This is a genomic window from Pseudomonas sp. FP2294 (assembly GCF_030687625.1).
In the GTDB taxonomy this organism is placed as follows: Bacteria; Pseudomonadota; Gammaproteobacteria; order Pseudomonadales; family Pseudomonadaceae; genus Aquipseudomonas; species Aquipseudomonas shahriarae.
In genome coordinates this window covers 1,474,232-1,489,361 of sequence record NZ_CP117441.1, presented here as the reverse complement: position 1 = coordinate 1,489,361, position 15,130 = coordinate 1,474,232, and the positions used below count along the sequence as shown (strand labels likewise).

15 protein-coding genes are annotated in these 15,130 nt (G+C 60.4%); 7 read left to right on the top strand and 8 right to left on the bottom strand.

The genetic code is table 11. The features are described 5' to 3' along the window. Positions 1-63 precede the first annotated feature (63 nt). The 3 genes from PSH73_RS06660 to PSH73_RS06650 all read left to right on the top strand — a co-directional run bounded on the left by PSH73_RS06660 (position 64) and on the right by PSH73_RS06650 (position 3,293). On the top strand, positions 64-1,140 hold the full coding sequence (locus PSH73_RS06660; RefSeq protein ID WP_057958818.1) for a DUF748 domain-containing protein: 1,077 nt from the start codon (positions 64-66) through the stop codon (positions 1,138-1,140). A gap of 117 nt (positions 1,141-1,257) precedes the next feature. After that, a complete protein-coding gene (locus tag PSH73_RS06655) occupies positions 1,258-2,103 on the top strand; it encodes a MoxR family ATPase (protein WP_029292347.1) in 846 nt (281 codons plus the stop codon). 11 nt (positions 2,104-2,114) lie between these two features. Then, the gene (locus PSH73_RS06650) at positions 2,115-3,293 is read left to right on the top strand and encodes a VWA domain-containing protein (RefSeq protein WP_057441266.1); all 1,179 of its coding nucleotides are present in this window, start codon (positions 2,115-2,117) and stop codon (positions 3,291-3,293) included. A gap of 116 nt (positions 3,294-3,409) precedes the next feature. Here PSH73_RS06650 and PSH73_RS06645 read toward each other — a convergent pair whose 3' ends face one another. Genes PSH73_RS06645 through PSH73_RS06635 form a run of 3 tightly spaced genes read right to left on the bottom strand, consistent with a single transcriptional unit; the run spans position 3,410 to position 5,765 of the window. Beyond that, on the bottom strand, positions 3,410-4,324 hold the full coding sequence (locus PSH73_RS06645; protein ID WP_282405484.1) for a biotin-dependent carboxyltransferase family protein: 915 nt from the start codon (positions 4,322-4,324) through the stop codon (positions 3,410-3,412). Further along, positions 4,321-5,025, bottom strand: a complete 705-nt coding sequence (locus PSH73_RS06640) for an allophanate hydrolase subunit 1 (protein WP_057441270.1) — start codon at positions 5,023-5,025, stop codon at positions 4,321-4,323. Before PSH73_RS06640 ends, PSH73_RS06645 begins: the two co-directional genes overlap by 4 nt. After that, on the bottom strand, positions 5,022-5,765 hold the full coding sequence (locus PSH73_RS06635) for a 5-oxoprolinase subunit PxpA (RefSeq protein WP_057958815.1): 744 nt from the start codon (positions 5,763-5,765) through the stop codon (positions 5,022-5,024). Before PSH73_RS06635 ends, PSH73_RS06640 begins: the two co-directional genes overlap by 4 nt. A gap of 178 nt (positions 5,766-5,943) precedes the next feature. Between PSH73_RS06635 and PSH73_RS06630 the strand changes: the two genes are divergently transcribed. Both PSH73_RS06630 and PSH73_RS06625 read left to right on the top strand, forming a co-directional pair. Continuing rightward, complete coding sequence (locus tag PSH73_RS06630) at positions 5,944-6,870, top strand: LysR family transcriptional regulator (RefSeq protein WP_128593757.1); 927 nt, start codon at positions 5,944-5,946, stop codon at positions 6,868-6,870. Between the two features lie 325 nt (positions 6,871-7,195). Then, positions 7,196-8,371, top strand: a complete 1,176-nt coding sequence (locus PSH73_RS06625; protein ID WP_047229189.1) for an integrase core domain-containing protein — start codon at positions 7,196-7,198, stop codon at positions 8,369-8,371. Positions 8,372-8,714: 343 nt separating this feature from the next. Here PSH73_RS06625 and PSH73_RS06620 read toward each other — a convergent pair whose 3' ends face one another. Genes PSH73_RS06620 through PSH73_RS06610 form a run of 3 tightly spaced genes read right to left on the bottom strand, consistent with a single transcriptional unit; the run spans position 8,715 to position 10,540 of the window. Then, positions 8,715-9,257, bottom strand: a complete 543-nt coding sequence (locus PSH73_RS06620; protein WP_057958812.1) for a DUF2937 family protein — start codon at positions 9,255-9,257, stop codon at positions 8,715-8,717. Positions 9,258-9,268: 11 nt separating this feature from the next. Beyond that, the gene (locus PSH73_RS06615) at positions 9,269-10,045 is read right to left on the bottom strand and encodes a class II glutamine amidotransferase (RefSeq protein ID WP_057441274.1); all 777 of its coding nucleotides are present in this window, start codon (positions 10,043-10,045) and stop codon (positions 9,269-9,271) included. A 30-nt stretch (positions 10,046-10,075) separates the two neighbouring features. Continuing rightward, positions 10,076-10,540 (bottom strand): MFS transporter, encoded by a 465-nt coding sequence (locus tag PSH73_RS06610; protein WP_225923868.1) that lies wholly within the window; start codon positions 10,538-10,540, stop codon positions 10,076-10,078. A gap of 90 nt (positions 10,541-10,630) precedes the next feature. Here PSH73_RS06610 and PSH73_RS06605 point away from each other — a divergent pair, with 90 nt between their 5' ends. Further along, positions 10,631-12,685 (top strand): S9 family peptidase, encoded by a 2,055-nt coding sequence (locus PSH73_RS06605; RefSeq protein ID WP_057958811.1) that lies wholly within the window; start codon positions 10,631-10,633, stop codon positions 12,683-12,685. Here PSH73_RS06605 and PSH73_RS06600 read toward each other — a convergent pair. Then, the gene (locus PSH73_RS06600; protein WP_057441276.1) at positions 12,682-12,963 is read right to left on the bottom strand and encodes a hypothetical protein; all 282 of its coding nucleotides are present in this window, start codon (positions 12,961-12,963) and stop codon (positions 12,682-12,684) included. The two genes, PSH73_RS06605 and PSH73_RS06600, sit on opposite strands and share 4 nt — an antisense overlap. A gap of 81 nt (positions 12,964-13,044) precedes the next feature. Here PSH73_RS06600 and PSH73_RS06595 point away from each other — a divergent pair, with 81 nt between their 5' ends. Beyond that, complete coding sequence (locus tag PSH73_RS06595; protein WP_120732156.1) at positions 13,045-13,731, top strand: spermidine synthase; 687 nt, start codon at positions 13,045-13,047, stop codon at positions 13,729-13,731. Positions 13,732-13,743: 12 nt separating this feature from the next. Here the strand turns inward: PSH73_RS06595 and rarD are convergent, their stop codons facing one another. Continuing rightward, entirely contained in the window at positions 13,744-14,628 is an 885-nt protein-coding gene (gene rarD, locus PSH73_RS06590) for an EamA family transporter RarD (protein ID WP_057441280.1), read from the bottom strand. Positions 14,629-15,130 lie beyond the last annotated feature (502 nt).

Below are 15,130 nucleotides of genomic sequence, written 5' to 3'. Positions count from 1 at the left end.
CCAGTCGAGGAACGTTGACGCTGCCTGTGTAGTCAATCGCCTATACACAGGGAGGAACAACCTATGAAGCGTCGCTACAGTTGGCCGATATGGACGGTCGCCGGGCTGGTGGTCGTGCTGGTGGCACTGGATATCGCCCTGCCCTACCTGGTGCGCAACTACCTCAATGAAAAACTCGCCGACATGGGCGACTACCGTGGCCAGGTGACCGATGTCGACCTGGCCCTGTGGCGCGGCGCGTACCGGATCAATGGCCTGCAGATCGTCAAGGTCGATGGCAAGGTGCCCGTGCCGTTCGTCAAGGCGCCAGTGATCGACTTGTCGGTCAGTTGGCATTCCTTATGGTACGACCACGCGGTGGTGGCCGAAGTGCAATTCGTCAAGCCGGAACTCAACTTCGTCGACGGCGGCGCCAACAAACAGGCGTCCCAGACCGGTCGCGGCACCGATTGGCGCGCCCAACTGGGCAAGCTGCTGCCCATTACCCTCAACGAAGTGCGGATCGACGACGGCAAGATCGCCTTCCACAACTTCAGCTCCAAGCCGCCGGTCAATATGGGCGCCACCCAGGTCAATGCCAGCTTCTACAACCTGACCAACGTGGTGGACGTCGAAGGCAAGCGCGATGCGCGCTTTGACGGCAAGGCCCTGTTGCTGGGGCATGCGCCGCTGGAAGCCAGCGCGACCTTCGACCCGCTGAGCAATTTTGAAGACTTCGAGTTCCGCTTGCGCGCCCGTGATATCCAGCTCAAGCGCATGAACGACTTCGCCTCGGCCTACGGCAAGTTCGACTTCAATGCCGGCACCGGCGACGTGGTGATTGAAGCCCAGGCTGAAAAAGCCCAATTGACCGGCTATATCAAGCCGCTGCTGCGGGATGTGGAGGTGTTTGACTGGCAACAGGACGTGGAGAACCAGGACAAGGGGATTTTCCGCTCGATCTGGGAAGCCGTGGTCGGTGCCAGCGAAACCGTGCTGAAGAACCAGAGCAAAAACCAGTTCGCCACCCGGGTGGAACTCAGCGGCAGCGTTCACCAGCAAGATATCAGCGCGTTCCAGGCGTTTTTGCAGATTTTGCGCAATGGTTTCGTCCAGGCGTTCAACGCCCGCTACGAACAACCCAAACCCAGTGCGGAGTGACCCTGGCGTGACTGGTCATTCAGAGACTGAATAACCCGTCTGCGTTCACAGTCACCGGGGCTGCGCGCTATAGTCGCAGGCATGCTGACTACCGGCGTCATGTTCGAGGATTGAGAAATGAAGTTCGAAGGCACCCAGGCCTACGTTGCCACCGATGACCTGAAACTGGCTGTCAACGCTGCCATCACGCTGGAGCGTCCGCTGCTGGTCAAGGGCGAGCCGGGCACCGGCAAGACCATGCTTGCAGAACAACTGGCCGAATCGTTTGGCGCGCGGTTGATCACCTGGCACATCAAGTCCACCACCAAGGCGCACCAGGGCCTGTATGAATACGATGCGGTCAGCCGCCTGCGCGACTCGCAACTGGGCGTGGACAAGGTCCATGACGTACGCAACTACCTGAAGAAAGGCAAGCTGTGGGAGGCTTTCGAGTCCGAGGAGCGGGTGATCCTGCTGATCGACGAGATCGACAAGGCCGATATCGAGTTCCCCAACGACCTGCTGCAAGAACTCGACAAGATGGAGTTCTACGTCTACGAAATCGACGAGACCATCAAGGCCAAGAAGCGCCCGATCATCATTATTACCTCCAACAACGAGAAAGAGCTGCCGGACGCCTTCCTGCGCCGCTGCTTCTTCCATTACATCGCCTTCCCCGACCGCACCACCCTGCAGAAAATCGTCGACGTGCATTACCCCGACATCAAGAAAGACCTGGTCAGCGAAGCGCTGGACGTGTTCTTCGACGTGCGCAAGGTCCCCGGCCTGAAGAAAAAGCCCTCCACCTCCGAGCTGGTGGACTGGCTCAAGCTGCTGATGGCCGACAACATCGGCGAGGCGGTGCTGCGCGAGCGTGATCCAACCAAGGCCATCCCGCCCCTGGCCGGCGCCCTGGTGAAAAACGAGCAAGATGTGCAACTGCTTGAGCGCCTGGCGTTCATGAGCCGTCGCGGCACTCGATAAGGGCTTTTGCCATGCTGCTCAACCTGTTCAATGAAATGCGTGCAGCCAAGGTGCCGGTCTCGGTACGTGAGCTGCTGGACCTGATCAACGCCCTGAAACAACGGGTGACCTTCGCTGACATGGACGAGTTCTATTACTTGTCCCGGGCGATCCTGGTGAAGGACGAACGCCACTTCGACAAGTTCGACCGGGCGTTCGGCGCCTACTTCAATGGCCTGGAGAAACTCGACGACCACTTGCAGGCATTGATTCCCGAAGACTGGTTGCGCAAGGAGTTCGAGCGTTCGCTGAGCGATGAAGAGCGCGCGCAGATTCAATCCCTGGGCGGCCTGGACAAGCTGATCGAAGAGTTCAAGAAACGCCTGGAGGAACAGAAGGAGCGCCACGCCGGCGGCAACAAGTGGATCGGTACTGGCGGCACCAGCCCGTTCGGTTCCGGCGGCTTCAACCCCGAGGGCATTCGCGTGGGCGATGCCGGCAAGCGCCAGGGCAAGGCGGTCAAGGTCTGGGACCAGCGCGAGTACAAGAACCTCGATGACTCGGTGGAGCTGGGCACGCGCAATATCAAGGTGGCCCTGCGCCGCCTGCGTAAGTTTGCGCGCCAGGGTGCAGCCGAAGAGCTGGATATCGACGGCACCATCGACCACACCGCCCGTGACGCCGGCCTGCTGAATATCCAGATGCGCCCGGAACGGCGCAACACGGTCAAGCTGCTGTTGCTGTTCGACATCGGCGGCTCGATGGATGCCCACGTCAAGACTTGCGAAGAGCTGTTCTCGGCCTGCAAGACCGAGTTCAAGCACCTGGAGTACTTCTACTTCCACAACTTCATTTATGAATCGGTGTGGAAGAACAACATGCGCCGCACTTCCGAGCGCACCTCGACCCAGGACCTGCTGCACAAGTACGGCGCCGACTATAAGGTGATCTTTATCGGCGACGCGGCCATGGCCCCCTACGAAATCACCCAGGCCGGTGGCAGCGTGGAGCACTGGAACGAAGAGCCGGGGTATGTGTGGATGCAGCGGTTCATGGAGAAGTACAAGAAGCTGATCTGGATTAATCCGTACCCGAAAGACACCTGGGGCTATACCTCGTCGACCAATATCGTGCGGGATTTGATTGAGGACCAGATGTATCCGTTGACCTTGCGCGGGCTTGAAGAGGGGATGCGGTTTCTCTCCAAGTAGGGGGTGGATTCACCGCCGCTATCGCAGGCAAGCCAGCTCCCACATTTGGACTGCATTCACAAAGCAAAATATGTGAATGCATTCTGAATGTGGGAGCTGGCTTGCCTGCGATGCCTTTAGCGATTCGTAAATCGCTGCAAATAGCTCAGATGCTCGCGATGCGCCGTCTCCTGCATCACCGGCGCCAGCCTCACCTTCTCCCCCGGCAGACACTGGGCTAGGCGCGCCAACGCCAATGGCGTCAAAGCCCCCAATCGCGGGTAGCCGCCAATGGTCTGGCGATCATTGAGCAATACAATCGGCTGCCCATCCGGCGGTACCTGGATCGCACCCAACGGGATGCCTTCGGAGATCAGCGACGGCCCCTGATACGCCAACGGCGTGCCCAGCAGGCGCATGCCCATGCGGTCGGCGCGGCTGTCCAGGGTCCATTCGGTATTGAAGGCATCGAACAGGCTCTGGCCACTGAACTGGCCGATCTGCGCGCCGAGGATCACGTCCAGGGGCGCGGTGGATTGCAACCGCTCAACCGGCAACTCACGCAACTCACTGCCGGTACCGGAATACACCAGGGACCCACCTTCAGCCAGGGCCCGGCCAAAACCGTCCAGCCCGCCCAGGGCTTCGCGCCCGACACTGGCACAACTGCCCAGCACCTTGGGCGCGTCAAACCCGCCTGGCGCCGCCAGGTAAGCCCGTGCACCGCGGTGGGGTTGGGTGAAGCGCAAGCGCTGGCCTTTTTGCAGAATGAAACTGCGGCCTGGGCTGATGGCGCGCTCGTCGATGTACGCGCCCAGGTCCGCGCCGGCCAGCGCCAGCACGCAAAGCTCCTCGGCCTGCACGGTAAAACCGCCCAGGGTGATTTCCACCACCGACGCATCCAGCGGATTGCCCAGCAGCCAGTTGGCCCAGGACATCGACACCCAATCCAGCGCGCCGCCCTGGGTCACGCCCAGATGCCGCACACCAAAACGCCCGGCATCCTGCAACAAGCACAGCGCGGTGCTGGCCTCGATCAACAAGCGGCTCATACCTGGGCCTCCAAGGGCGTGTCATCGCCACCCAGGTTGATAAATTCAGCACGCCCGATGGCTTCGAAACGCACACTGTCGCCCGGCTGCATCAGGCTGTAGCCGTCGCGCTCGCGGTCGAACAATTTGGCCGGGGTGCGCCCGATCAGGTTCCAGCCACCCGGGGATTCCACCGGATAGGCTGCGGTCTGGCGCTCGGCGATGCCGACGCTGCCCGGCGCCACCCGTTTGCGTGGGGTGCCCAGACGCGGCGCCGCGAGTTGCTCTTCCACCAGCCCCATAAAGGCAAAACCGGGGGCAAAACCAAGGGCAAAGACCTGGTATTGATGCTGGCTGTGGCGGCGAATCACCTCGTTGACCGCAAGCCCGCTGCGCTGGGCGAGCAAGGTCAGCTCAGGGCCGACGCTGAGGTCGTACCACACCGGCAAGACATGACACTGCCCGCTGCCCTGGGCCTGGGGCTGCAAGCCCGTGAGGGCCTGATTGATCAGTTCCCGCGCCTGTGCCGGACTCAGCGCCAGCAGGTCGTAATGCACCATCAGGGTCGTGTAGGAAGGCACCAGGTCCACCAGCGCCGCGCCAAACCCCTCGCGCAGGCGGCGCGTGGCAGCGAGCATCCAGGGCATGTTGTCTTCGGCGATCACGTCAAACAGGCGCACCATCAGGCAGTCGATGGCTACCACTTCAATCCGTGGGTTCATGCTGGCGTCAACGCCTGGCGAATACGCTGCACCGCCGCCACCGAGCTGGCGTTATCGCCATGCACGCAGAGGGTGTTGGCCTGCAGCAGCAAGGGGCTGCCGTCGCTGGCAACCAGGGTATCGCCACGGGCAATGGTCAAGGCCTGCTCGAGAATGACCTGTGCATCGTGATGCACCGCGCCCGGCAACTGCCGCGAGACCAGATGCCCGGCGTTGTCATAGGCGCGGTCGGCGAAAGCTTCGAACCACAGGGTCACGCCGTACTCATCCCCCAAGGCCTGGGCGGCGCTGTTGTCACGGGTGGCCATCAGCATCAAGGGCAGGCTGGCGTCATACGCCGCCACGGCCTGGATCACTGCACGCAGTTGCGCAGGCTTGGCCATCATGTCGTTGTACATCGCACCATGGGGTTTGACGTAGCTGACCCGGCCACCCTGGGCCCGGCAAATACCATCGAGGGCACCGATCTGGTAATGCAGCAGGTCCTGGATTTCCTGGGGTGCATAGGCCATGGAGCGCCGGCCAAAACCTGCCAGGTCCTGATACGCCGGGTGCGCACCGATCTGCACGCCATGCTGCAACGCCAGGGCGACGGTCTTGCGCATGATGCTCGGGTCGCCGGCGTGGAAGCCGCAGGCGATATTGGCGCAATCAATGAATGGCATGACCTCGGCATCCAGACCCATGGTCCAGGCACCAAAACTTTCGCCGATGTCGCAGTTCAATAGCAGGCGGCTCACGGTGAAGACTCCTGTAGGCTTTATTTTTTTGTAGTGTGGGATCTTTTACCAAGATCTCGCAACGATGTTGTCCTGAGCCCCGACGACGCTTATCGTGAGACAGCCCGATTTTTGGCGCGCAGCCCCTGTTGCGTCCAACTAATAAAAACCGATCCATGCATAAGAAAAAGTTGATCCCATGAATTTGAAGTTCCTCGAAACCTTCGTCTGGGTGGCCCGACTCAAGAGCTTCCGGCTCACGGCAGAGAAGCTGTTCACCACCCAGGCCTCGATCTCCAGCCGCATTGCGGTGCTGGAAGGCGAGTTGGGGGTGAAACTGTTCCTGCGTGACTCGCGTGGCGTGAGCCTGACCCCGGATGGGGTGAAGGTGCTCGAGTATGCCGAGCAGATGATGATCACCATGCAGGGGCTCAAGCAGTCGCTGGAAACCACCAGCAGCAAGGTCGGACGCATCCGTATCGGCGTGATGGACACGGTGATCCATACCTGGCTCAGCCCCTTGGTGACCGAGTTGATGAACCATTTCCCCCTGGTGGAAATCGAGCTGGTCGCCGATACCGCGCTGAACCTCTGCGATCAGCTGCAAAAAGGCTTTCTCGACCTGATCCTGCAAACCGACCTGCTGCGCCAGGAATCGGTGCGCAGCCTGGAGCTGGCCAGCCACCCCATGGGCTGGATCGTCGCCAGCCATTCTATCTACAACCGTGATTACACCTCCCTGGCCGAACTGGCCCAGGAACGGATCATCACCTACTCGAAAAACTCCCATCCGCACCAGGATGTGCTGAGCCTGATGCAAGCCCATGGCGTCGCGGCGCCGCGCATGAACTGCGTGAACTCGGTGTCGGCCATCACCCGCTTGCTGCGCGACGGCTTCGGTATCGGCGCGTTGCCGCCGGTGCTGGTCAGCGAAGAGTTGGCGCGGGGTGAGTTGATATTGCTGCCCATGGCGCAGCGCTTGCCGAACCTGCAGGTGGTGGTGTCGTGGCGGGTGGGGGTGGAGTTGGTGGAGGAAATCGTCGCGCTGTGCCAAAGCGTAGCGGCGCGGTATGCCGAGGAAGTGGGTGAAGAGCGCATGGTGCTCAACCAGAAGAAACCCGATTAAACCTAGCAGGCGCGGGCTTGTGTGAGAGCTGGTTTGTGTGGGAGCTGGCTTGCCTGCGATGCAAGCACCTCGGTACATCAGTTGCATCGCGGTGACGCTATCGCAGCATGGGTATCTACACAACTACTCTCTGGGTATGTGTACATATCCATTGCTGCGGTCACGGCCGCTTAGGGTTCCGCCCTTACGGCGGCTCACTTTGGAGAAGCGCCAAAGTAAGCAAAACGCTCTTGCCGGTATGACTCACCCACATGGGTTACAAATCAGTTCACGCACATAGGTAACAGTTATTAACTGGCAGGGTCGATTTTGTGAGGATCTGACCATGCCCTGGGAAGAGCTGAAACCTATGGACCTCAAAGTGATGTTCATCGCCGCCTATTTGGCTGAAAGAGATACCTTTAGCCAGCTGTGCCGCGACTACCAGGTCAGTCGAAAGACTGGCTACAAATGGGTCGAACGGTACGAGGCTGAAGGACCCAGAGGGCTCGAAGAACGTAGCCGGTGCCGGCACAATCAAACCTATGTTGTGCCTCTTGCTATCAGGCAAGCAATTATCGAGCTTCGTTCTATCGGGGAGACTATTCCCGGGCCGAAGAAGATTCAGAACGACTTGCGCCAGCGTTTTCCCGGGCAGGATCCACCCTCGAAAACCACCATTTACAACATCCTCAAGGCCGCTGATCTGATTGCACCTCGACGTGTGCGTCAGCGCGTGGCTGTCTATCCAAAGCCCCTGTGCAAGGCAGAGACCCCAAATCAGCTCTTTAGCGCTGACTACAAGGGGCAGTTTCTGACAGGGGCCGGAGTGTGGTGTTATCCGCTGACGATCATGGACCATGCCAGCCGCTTTCTACTGGCCTGCCAGGGCATGCGCAATACCAACTTCAAAGAAACCCAACAAACCTTCGAGCGTGTTTTTCGCGAGTATGGCTTGCCTGAACGTATTCGGACCGACAACGGCATACCGTTTGCCAGCACGGGCCGTGCAGGGTTATCACAGCTGTCGATCTGGTGGCTGCGGTTGGGGATTATCCCTGAGCGAATTGAGCCCGGCCGCCCAGATCAGAATGGGCGCCATGAAAGGATGCACCGAACCCTGAAAAGCACTTTGCCCCAACCAGCGGCGATTGCTTGGGAAGCTCAGCAGAAACACTTTGATCGCTTTATGCAGCACTATAATCATGAGCGAGGGCACGAGGCGCTTGGCCAGAAAACACCAGCCTCATGTTATTTGCCCTCACCCCGCGCTTACCCGGAAAAGCTGCCTGAAATGGGGTATGCGAGCCACGTGGAGTGTTACCTGGCTGATAGTAATGGAATCATCAATCGAGCAGGTCTTAGGATCTACATAGGCAATCTGCTCAAGCATCAGACCATTGGAATGGAGCTAATTCGAGATGATGTCTGGGAGGTGATCTTCGGGCCTGTGATCCTAGGCCGTGTCGATGCTAGAGACGCAAAGAACGGGTATGTTTCAATCAAAGTGTCACCTATGTGAATGCACTTTTTTGTAACCTATGTGGTTGTCCCGTACATGCCCCACCACTCGGTGCCTCGCCTAGGCTCGGCATGCCCGCAGTCAGGCATTGCTCCGTGGGCCCGCCGCGATCGGCCATCCATGGCCGTGTCGCGGCTACCCCGGCATCCATGCCGGGGTGCCCACTGCGCAATACCTGCCTGCGGCCATCGTGGTTTAACGGGGCGCCTAAGATCAAGATCAAAAGCCAAATCAAAAGCCAGATCAAAAGCCAGATCAAAAGCCGGATCAAAAGCAGAGCCAGAGCGTGAAGCTGCATTCCTCCCGGTGGGAGCTGGCTCCAACCGGGAGATCTGTGGCGTATTCAGAGGCCTTTGAGGTCCCGCTCTTCAATCGGCCGGCTCTGGCGCAGACGCTTGCCGCCCAGCACCACCCAGTCAATCAAACGGAACAGGCACTCCAGGCCGAACGACAGCAGCATCGCCCCGCCCAAACCCCAGCCCATGGCCTCGGGGGTCAGGAGGATCTGGTAGCTGTAGCCATTCCAGGTTTCCCGGCGGATATCCGGGTCGGCGGCCACCGCCACCTGCAAGGCGCGGATGTACCACGGCCCCTGCATGGCCTGGAACTGCTTGTCCAACGCTACCTGGCGATCGAGCAAACTGCCGAGGCTGTTGGCATCGCTGCGGAATACCGGGTCATCGCTGGCGCGGTAATGGGCGACCAGGGCCTGTAAATCGCCTTTGAAGAACTGCTGCGCAGTGCTTTCAAAACCGCGCAGGCCGGTCTGGGCCTCGATCAAATGGGCCTCGACCCGCTTGGCGTAGTCGTTGATAAACCCCGGGACTTGCACCCCGACCAACAAGCCAATGGCAAACAACACCAGGCGCAGATAGCTGAGCAACATAATCAACGTCCTTATGCAGTTGTGCCCTGGCTGACGCATTCGCCGCGCCGCCATAGGCTCCACTGGCCCGGTTCGTAACGGGTCCAGGTCTCGTTTTCGGTCAAGGGTTCGGTGGCAATCACCGTCACCACATCGTTTGGCGTGGTTTCGGCCTGAAAATCGACGATCACGTCGACATCTTTGAGGCGCGCCGGGCCAAAGGGTGCGCGGCGGGTGATCTGCGCCAGTTTGGTCGAGCAGTAGCAAAACAGCCAATCACCATCACTGAGCAGGCAGTTGAACACGCCCTTGCTGCGGTATTCGGCGCAGGCGGCGATCAGGTCCGGCAGCACCTGCTCGATATCCACGGGCTCGGGAAACGCCTCACGGATGCGGTTGAGCAGGTCGCAGAAGGCGGCTTCGCTGTCGGTATCGCCCACCGGGCGGTAGAACGTGGCCCGGGGCGTGAAGTCGGCGAGTTGGCCGTTATGGGCGAAACACCAATTGCGCCCCCACAACTCGCGGACGAACGGATGGGTGTTGGACAGGCTCACCTTGCCGACGTTGGCCTGGCGGATATGGCCAATCACCACTTCACTCTTGATCGGATAACGCTGCACCAGCAGCGCCACTTCCGACTCGCTGCTGGCCGCCGGGTCCTGGAACAGCCGTAAGCCACGGCCCTCGTAGAAGGCAATGCCCCAGCCATCGCGGTGCGGCCCGGTGCGCCCACCGCGCTGCATCAGCCCGGTGAAGCTGAACACGATGTCGGTCGGTACGTTGGCACTCATGCCCAATAATTCACACATGCCAGGACTCTCGATGCTGGGCAAACAACGTTAAAGACGCGGTTCGACCCGCATACCACTGACGGGGGCCGGCGCACGGCCATAGGGTTCGTCGTCCTCAGGCTCGGCCGCAACCGCTGCCGCAGCGGCGGCTTTCTGCTCACGCCGGGCCTTGGCGGCCCGTTCGATGGGCCAGCGGATCAGCACAAAGACCAGGTACAGGCCAAAGGCGATCATGGCGTACATCAGCAAGTCGGACACCGCCCGCCAGGCGTTATTGCCCACTTTGAGCAACAGATCCAGGGCGGTGATGGCCACGGCCGGGGCGAATTGCTCCTTGACCGGGTCGACAATGGTCGGGCTCAACAGCAGCACCGCCATCAGCAACCGCAGCGGTTCGCGCAGCCAGCGCCAGATCCAGCGGGTCAGGCGAAACCACACCAGCAGGCAGCCCAAAGCGGCGAAGGCGTAGAGGCCCCAAGCGGTCAGATAGTCGTTCTCGGTCATGGTGTCCATGGCAAGGTAGGCAAACAGGCCCGTATGATAACGGCTTTTGAGTGCCACGGCTGCAACGCCGTCGGCCCACCCCCAGACAGAGAGTGATCCATGCCTTCATCGACCCACGCCGCTGCCGCCCCGATTGCCCGCCAGGATTCAGGCCAGGACCCGTACGCCTGGTTGCAGGAGCGCGACAACAGCGAGGTGCTCGACTACCTCAAGGCCGAAAATGCCTGGCAAGAGGCGCAACTTGAGGAGCAGAGCGCGTTGCGCGAAAGCCTGTTCCAGGAGATCAAGGGCCGTATCCTCGAGACCGACCTGTCACTGCCCTCGCCCTGGGGCCCGTACCTGTATTACACACGCACCACTGCCGGTGACGAATACGCGCGGCATTACCGTTGCCCACGCCCGGCCGACGACAGCCAGCAGATCGACGAAAGCGCCGAAGAATTGCTGCTGGACCCGAATGTGCTGGCCAATGGTGGTTTTTTCTCTCTCGGTGCCTTCAGCATCAGCCCGGACCACAAGCGCCTGGCCTACAGCCTGGATACCAACGGCGAAGAGATCTACACCCTGTACGTGAAGGAATTGTCTTCAGGCAAGGTCAGTGAACTGGCCTTCGAAGACTGCGACGGCAGCATGACCTGGGCCAACGACAGCCTGACGCTGTTCTTCGGTGAACTGGACGACACCCATCGCCCGCACAAGCTGTATCGCTATCGGCTGGACGGCACCGCCGCCGAAGAAGTGTTTCACGAGCCCGACGGGCGCTTTTTCCTGCATTGCTACCGCTCCAGTTCCGAGCGCCAATTGCTGCTGTCGCTGGGCAGCAAGACCACCAGCGAAGTCTGGGCCCTGGACGCCGAGCAGCCGCAACAGGCATTTGCCTGCCTGGCGCCACGGGTTGAAGGCCATGAATACGATGTCGACCACGGCAAGCTGGACGACCAATGGACCTGGTTTATCCGCAGTAACCGCGATGGCATCAACTTTGCGCTGTTCCAGGCGGCTGACAACGGCAGCGTGCCCACTGAAGACCAGTGGCACAACCTGATTGCCCACGATGACGCAGTGATGCTCGATGGCGTGACCCTCAACGCCCGGGCCATGACCCTGAGCCTGCGCATTGGCGGCTTGCCGGTAATCGACGTGCACCCACAAGGCCTGCCGACTTACCGCGTGGAATTACCAGACGCGGCCTACAGCCTGTACGTGCAAAACAGCCTGGAATTCGACAGCGACAAGATCCGCCTGCGCTATGAAGCACTCAATCGTCCGGCCCAGGTCCGCCAGTTGGAACTGGCCAGCGGCGCGCAGCAAGTGCTCAAGGAAACCCCGGTATTGGGCGTGTTCAATGCCGACGATTATGTCAGCCAGCGGCTATGGGCCACTTCTGCCGATGGTACCCAGGTGCCGATCAGCCTGGTGGTCAAGCGCGACCAGGTGGGCCAGCCAACGCCGCTGTACCTGTACGGCTACGGCGCCTACGGTTCGAGCCTCGACCCGTGGTTTTCCCATGCGCGCCTGAGCCTGCTGGACCGTGGCGTAGCGTTTGCCATTGCCCATGTGCGCGGTGGCGGCGAATTGGGCGAAGCCTGGTACCGCGCCGGCAAGCAGGAGCACAAGCAAAACACGTTCAGCGATTTTATCGCCTGCGCCGAACACCTGATCGCCGAGGGCCTGACCACCTCCAAACAACTGGCTATCAGCGGCGGCAGCGCCGGCGGGCTGTTGATCGGTGCCGTGCTCAACCAACGCCCGGAGCTGTTCCAGGCGGCGATTGCCGAAGTGCCTTTTGTCGATGTGCTCAACACCATGCTCGACCCGGACCTGCCACTGACCGTCACCGAGTATGACGAATGGGGCAACCCACAGGAGCCCGAGGTGTATGAGCGGATCAAGGCCTATGCGCCCTACGAAAACGTCAGCGCCCAGGCCTACCCGGCGATGCTGGTGATCGCCGGCTATAACGACAGCCGCGTGCAGTACTGGGAAGCCGCCAAATGGGTGGCCAAGCTGCGGGCCACCAAGACCGACGACAACCTGCTGCTGCTCAAGACCGAACTGGGCGCCGGCCATGGCGGCATGAGCGGGCGTTACCAGGGTTTGCGTGATGTGGCCCTGGAATACGCCTTTGTGTTCAAGGCCCTGGGGCTGGTTTAAGAACCCGCCGCCTTCGGCTTGCTGTCGTTTTGCTGCAGGCCGGGCAAGGTCTGGTCCTTGGGCGGCTTGGGCATTTCAATCGGTGGCAACGGCACCCCGGCCCCTTGTGGCTTGGGTGCGGTTGGCGGGGTGATTTGCGGATAGGGGGTCGGCGTTGCAGTGCCCGGCGCGCCGGTGGTGGTCGCCGGCGTGTTCGGCACCGGTTGCAACTGCTGGGCATGTGCGGCACCCAATGTGAGCACACTTCCTACAATGACCGCTAGAATGCTGCACTTCATCGATGGCTCCATGGCCTGACTGTTAACCAGTCCCAAGGCTACTCCCAACCGCGCAAGAATGCCCTTCCCAATGAGATTTCCATGAAACGTTTCGTGCTGCTCGACACCACCCCGATCCCCGATAACGGCGGCGCCCTGTGCCTGTTCGAATACGGCGAGGATTTTGTGATCAAGATCCAGGGCGGTGACGGCGGGCAATTGATGAACACGCGCATGCACGGTTCCGAAGATGCCCTGGCAGAGATTCCCTGCCGCAAGGTCGCCGGACGCCCCGGTTCACGGGTATTGATTGGCGGCCTGGGCATGGGCTTCACCCTGGCCTCGGCCCTCAAGCACCTGGGCAAGACGGCCGAAGTGGTGGTGGCTGAATTGGTGCCGGGCGTGGTGGAGTGGAATCGCGGCCCGCTCGGGGAAAAATCCGGCAACCCGCTGCAGGACCCGCGCACCGTGATCCGCCTGGAAGACGTGGCCAAGGTGCTGCAGGGCGAGCCCCAGGGCTTTGATGCAATCATGCTCGACGTCGACAACGGCCCCGAAGGCCTGACGCAGAAAGCCAACAGCTGGCTGTACTCCGCCGGCGGCCTCAGCGCCTGCGCCAAGGCCCTGCGCCCCAAGGGCGTGCTGGCCGTGTGGTCGGCCAGCGCCGACAAGCAGTTCAGCGACAAATTGCGCAAGGCCGGCTTCAAGGCCGAGGAAGTGCAAGTCTTTGCCCATGGCAACAAGGGCACCCGGCATACCATCTGGATTGCCGAGAAACTCAAGGGCTGAAGGGCGCGCCGGTCAGATCGAGCGGCGCAGGCGATTCAGATGCCGCAAACCTTCCAGCACCAGCACCACCACCGCCAGCCAGATGGGCAGGTAGGTCATCCACTGGCCCGGCTTGAGGCTGTCGCCCAGCATCAGCGACACCGCCACAAGCAGCACCGGCTCAGCGTAACTGAGCAGACCGAACAGGCTGAAGGGCAACAGGCGGCTGGCGAGGATGTAGCAATAACCTGCCGCCGCACTGACCAGGCCCATCACTGGCACCAGCCAGTACAACGCCGGGCGCTGCGCCAGCGTCTCGCCGATGGGGTGGCCGCCGAGGATGAACCACAGCGCCACCGGGATCATCAGCATCATGTCCAGCCATAAACCACCCAGGTTGTCGGTGCCACAGCGCCGGCGCAGGACGAAATACAGCGGGTAACCGACGCAGACCACCAGGGTGGTCCAGGAAAACCCACCCGTGCGGTACAACTCATTGCCCACCCCCACCGCAGCCAACACGGCGGCAATCTTTTGCAGATGGGAAAGGCGTTCGCCATAAACGATACGCCCGGTAATGACCATGGTCAGCGGCAACAGGAAGTAACCCAAGGAAACGTCCAGGCCGTGGCCATTGAGCGGCGCCCACATAAAGATCCATAACTGCACGCCCACCAGCGCGCTGGTCAGCACCACGCAGGGCAGCAAGGCCGGTTTCTCGCGCAAGCGCTTGTAGATCAGCGGCACCCATTGCCAATCCCCGGACAGGGCGAGCAGCAGCGTCATGAAGGGCAACGAAATAAGGATTCGCCAGGCAAATATCTGCTGGCCATCCAAGGGCTCAAGAAGAGAGGTAAAGAAATACAGCACGCCAAACAGGAAGGAAGCGGAAACCGCCAGAACAACACCTTTAGACACAACAGCCTCTACAACAAATTGCATGTATTGAATTGAAGACCGAGCCGTTGAATATAAGCAAAATGAGCATCAAAACTTATTAACACGCACCACAAACTTACAACTCACACAGAATATAATTCCAGAGTCATGAATTTATAAGCACAGGGTAATTCGTCGTTTTTTATTATTGGAAAGACGATCATCAGACTCTTCAACCCACCCGACTTCGGTGATAGGCAGCAGCACGCTCTGGACGAGCGCCTCTGATTTGAAACGCCACAACGCCAGCCGCGGAGGCTGATATCGTGATGGGAAAACCCGATTGCACGGGAAACTAACAGTCGCCCGGAAAGACCAGGCTTATTGAATACTCGACACCACAGCGGCGGTGGGCCAAGAGGCGCCACATTAAAGAACTTGGCAAAGTTAGTCCAACACTTTCTCGCCCCAGACTAACTTTTGCGCTCATTAACTTCCCAACGGTTTTTAAATAGATAGGCGGGCATTATTACCCCGCTCC

Excerpts from the sequence above, each read along its gene's own strand:
- PSH73_RS06595 (WP_120732156.1), top strand. The coding sequence starts at position 13,045 with ATGAAACGTTTCGTGCTGCTCGACACCACCCCGATCCCCGATAACGGC.
- PSH73_RS06600 (WP_057441276.1), bottom strand. The coding sequence starts at position 12,963 with ATGAAGTGCAGCATTCTAGCGGTCATTGTAGGAAGTGTGCTCACATTG.
- PSH73_RS06625 (WP_047229189.1), top strand. The coding sequence starts at position 7,196 with ATGCCCTGGGAAGAGCTGAAACCTATGGACCTCAAAGTGATGTTCATC.
- PSH73_RS06660 (WP_057958818.1), top strand. The coding sequence starts at position 64 with ATGAAGCGTCGCTACAGTTGGCCGATATGGACGGTCGCCGGGCTGGTG.
- PSH73_RS06650 (WP_057441266.1), top strand. The coding sequence starts at position 2,115 with ATGCTGCTCAACCTGTTCAATGAAATGCGTGCAGCCAAGGTGCCGGTC.
- PSH73_RS06620 (WP_057958812.1), bottom strand. The coding sequence starts at position 9,257 with ATGTTGCTCAGCTATCTGCGCCTGGTGTTGTTTGCCATTGGCTTGTTG.
- PSH73_RS06655 (WP_029292347.1), top strand. The coding sequence starts at position 1,258 with ATGAAGTTCGAAGGCACCCAGGCCTACGTTGCCACCGATGACCTGAAA.
- PSH73_RS06630 (WP_128593757.1), top strand. The coding sequence starts at position 5,944 with ATGAATTTGAAGTTCCTCGAAACCTTCGTCTGGGTGGCCCGACTCAAG.
- PSH73_RS06640 (WP_057441270.1), bottom strand. The coding sequence starts at position 5,025 with ATGAACCCACGGATTGAAGTGGTAGCCATCGACTGCCTGATGGTGCGC.
- PSH73_RS06610 (WP_225923868.1), bottom strand. The coding sequence starts at position 10,540 with ATGGACACCATGACCGAGAACGACTATCTGACCGCTTGGGGCCTCTAC.
- PSH73_RS06615 (WP_057441274.1), bottom strand. The coding sequence starts at position 10,045 with ATGTGTGAATTATTGGGCATGAGTGCCAACGTACCGACCGACATCGTG.
- PSH73_RS06605 (WP_057958811.1), top strand. The coding sequence starts at position 10,631 with ATGCCTTCATCGACCCACGCCGCTGCCGCCCCGATTGCCCGCCAGGAT.
- PSH73_RS06645 (WP_282405484.1), bottom strand. The coding sequence starts at position 4,324 with ATGAGCCGCTTGTTGATCGAGGCCAGCACCGCGCTGTGCTTGTTGCAG.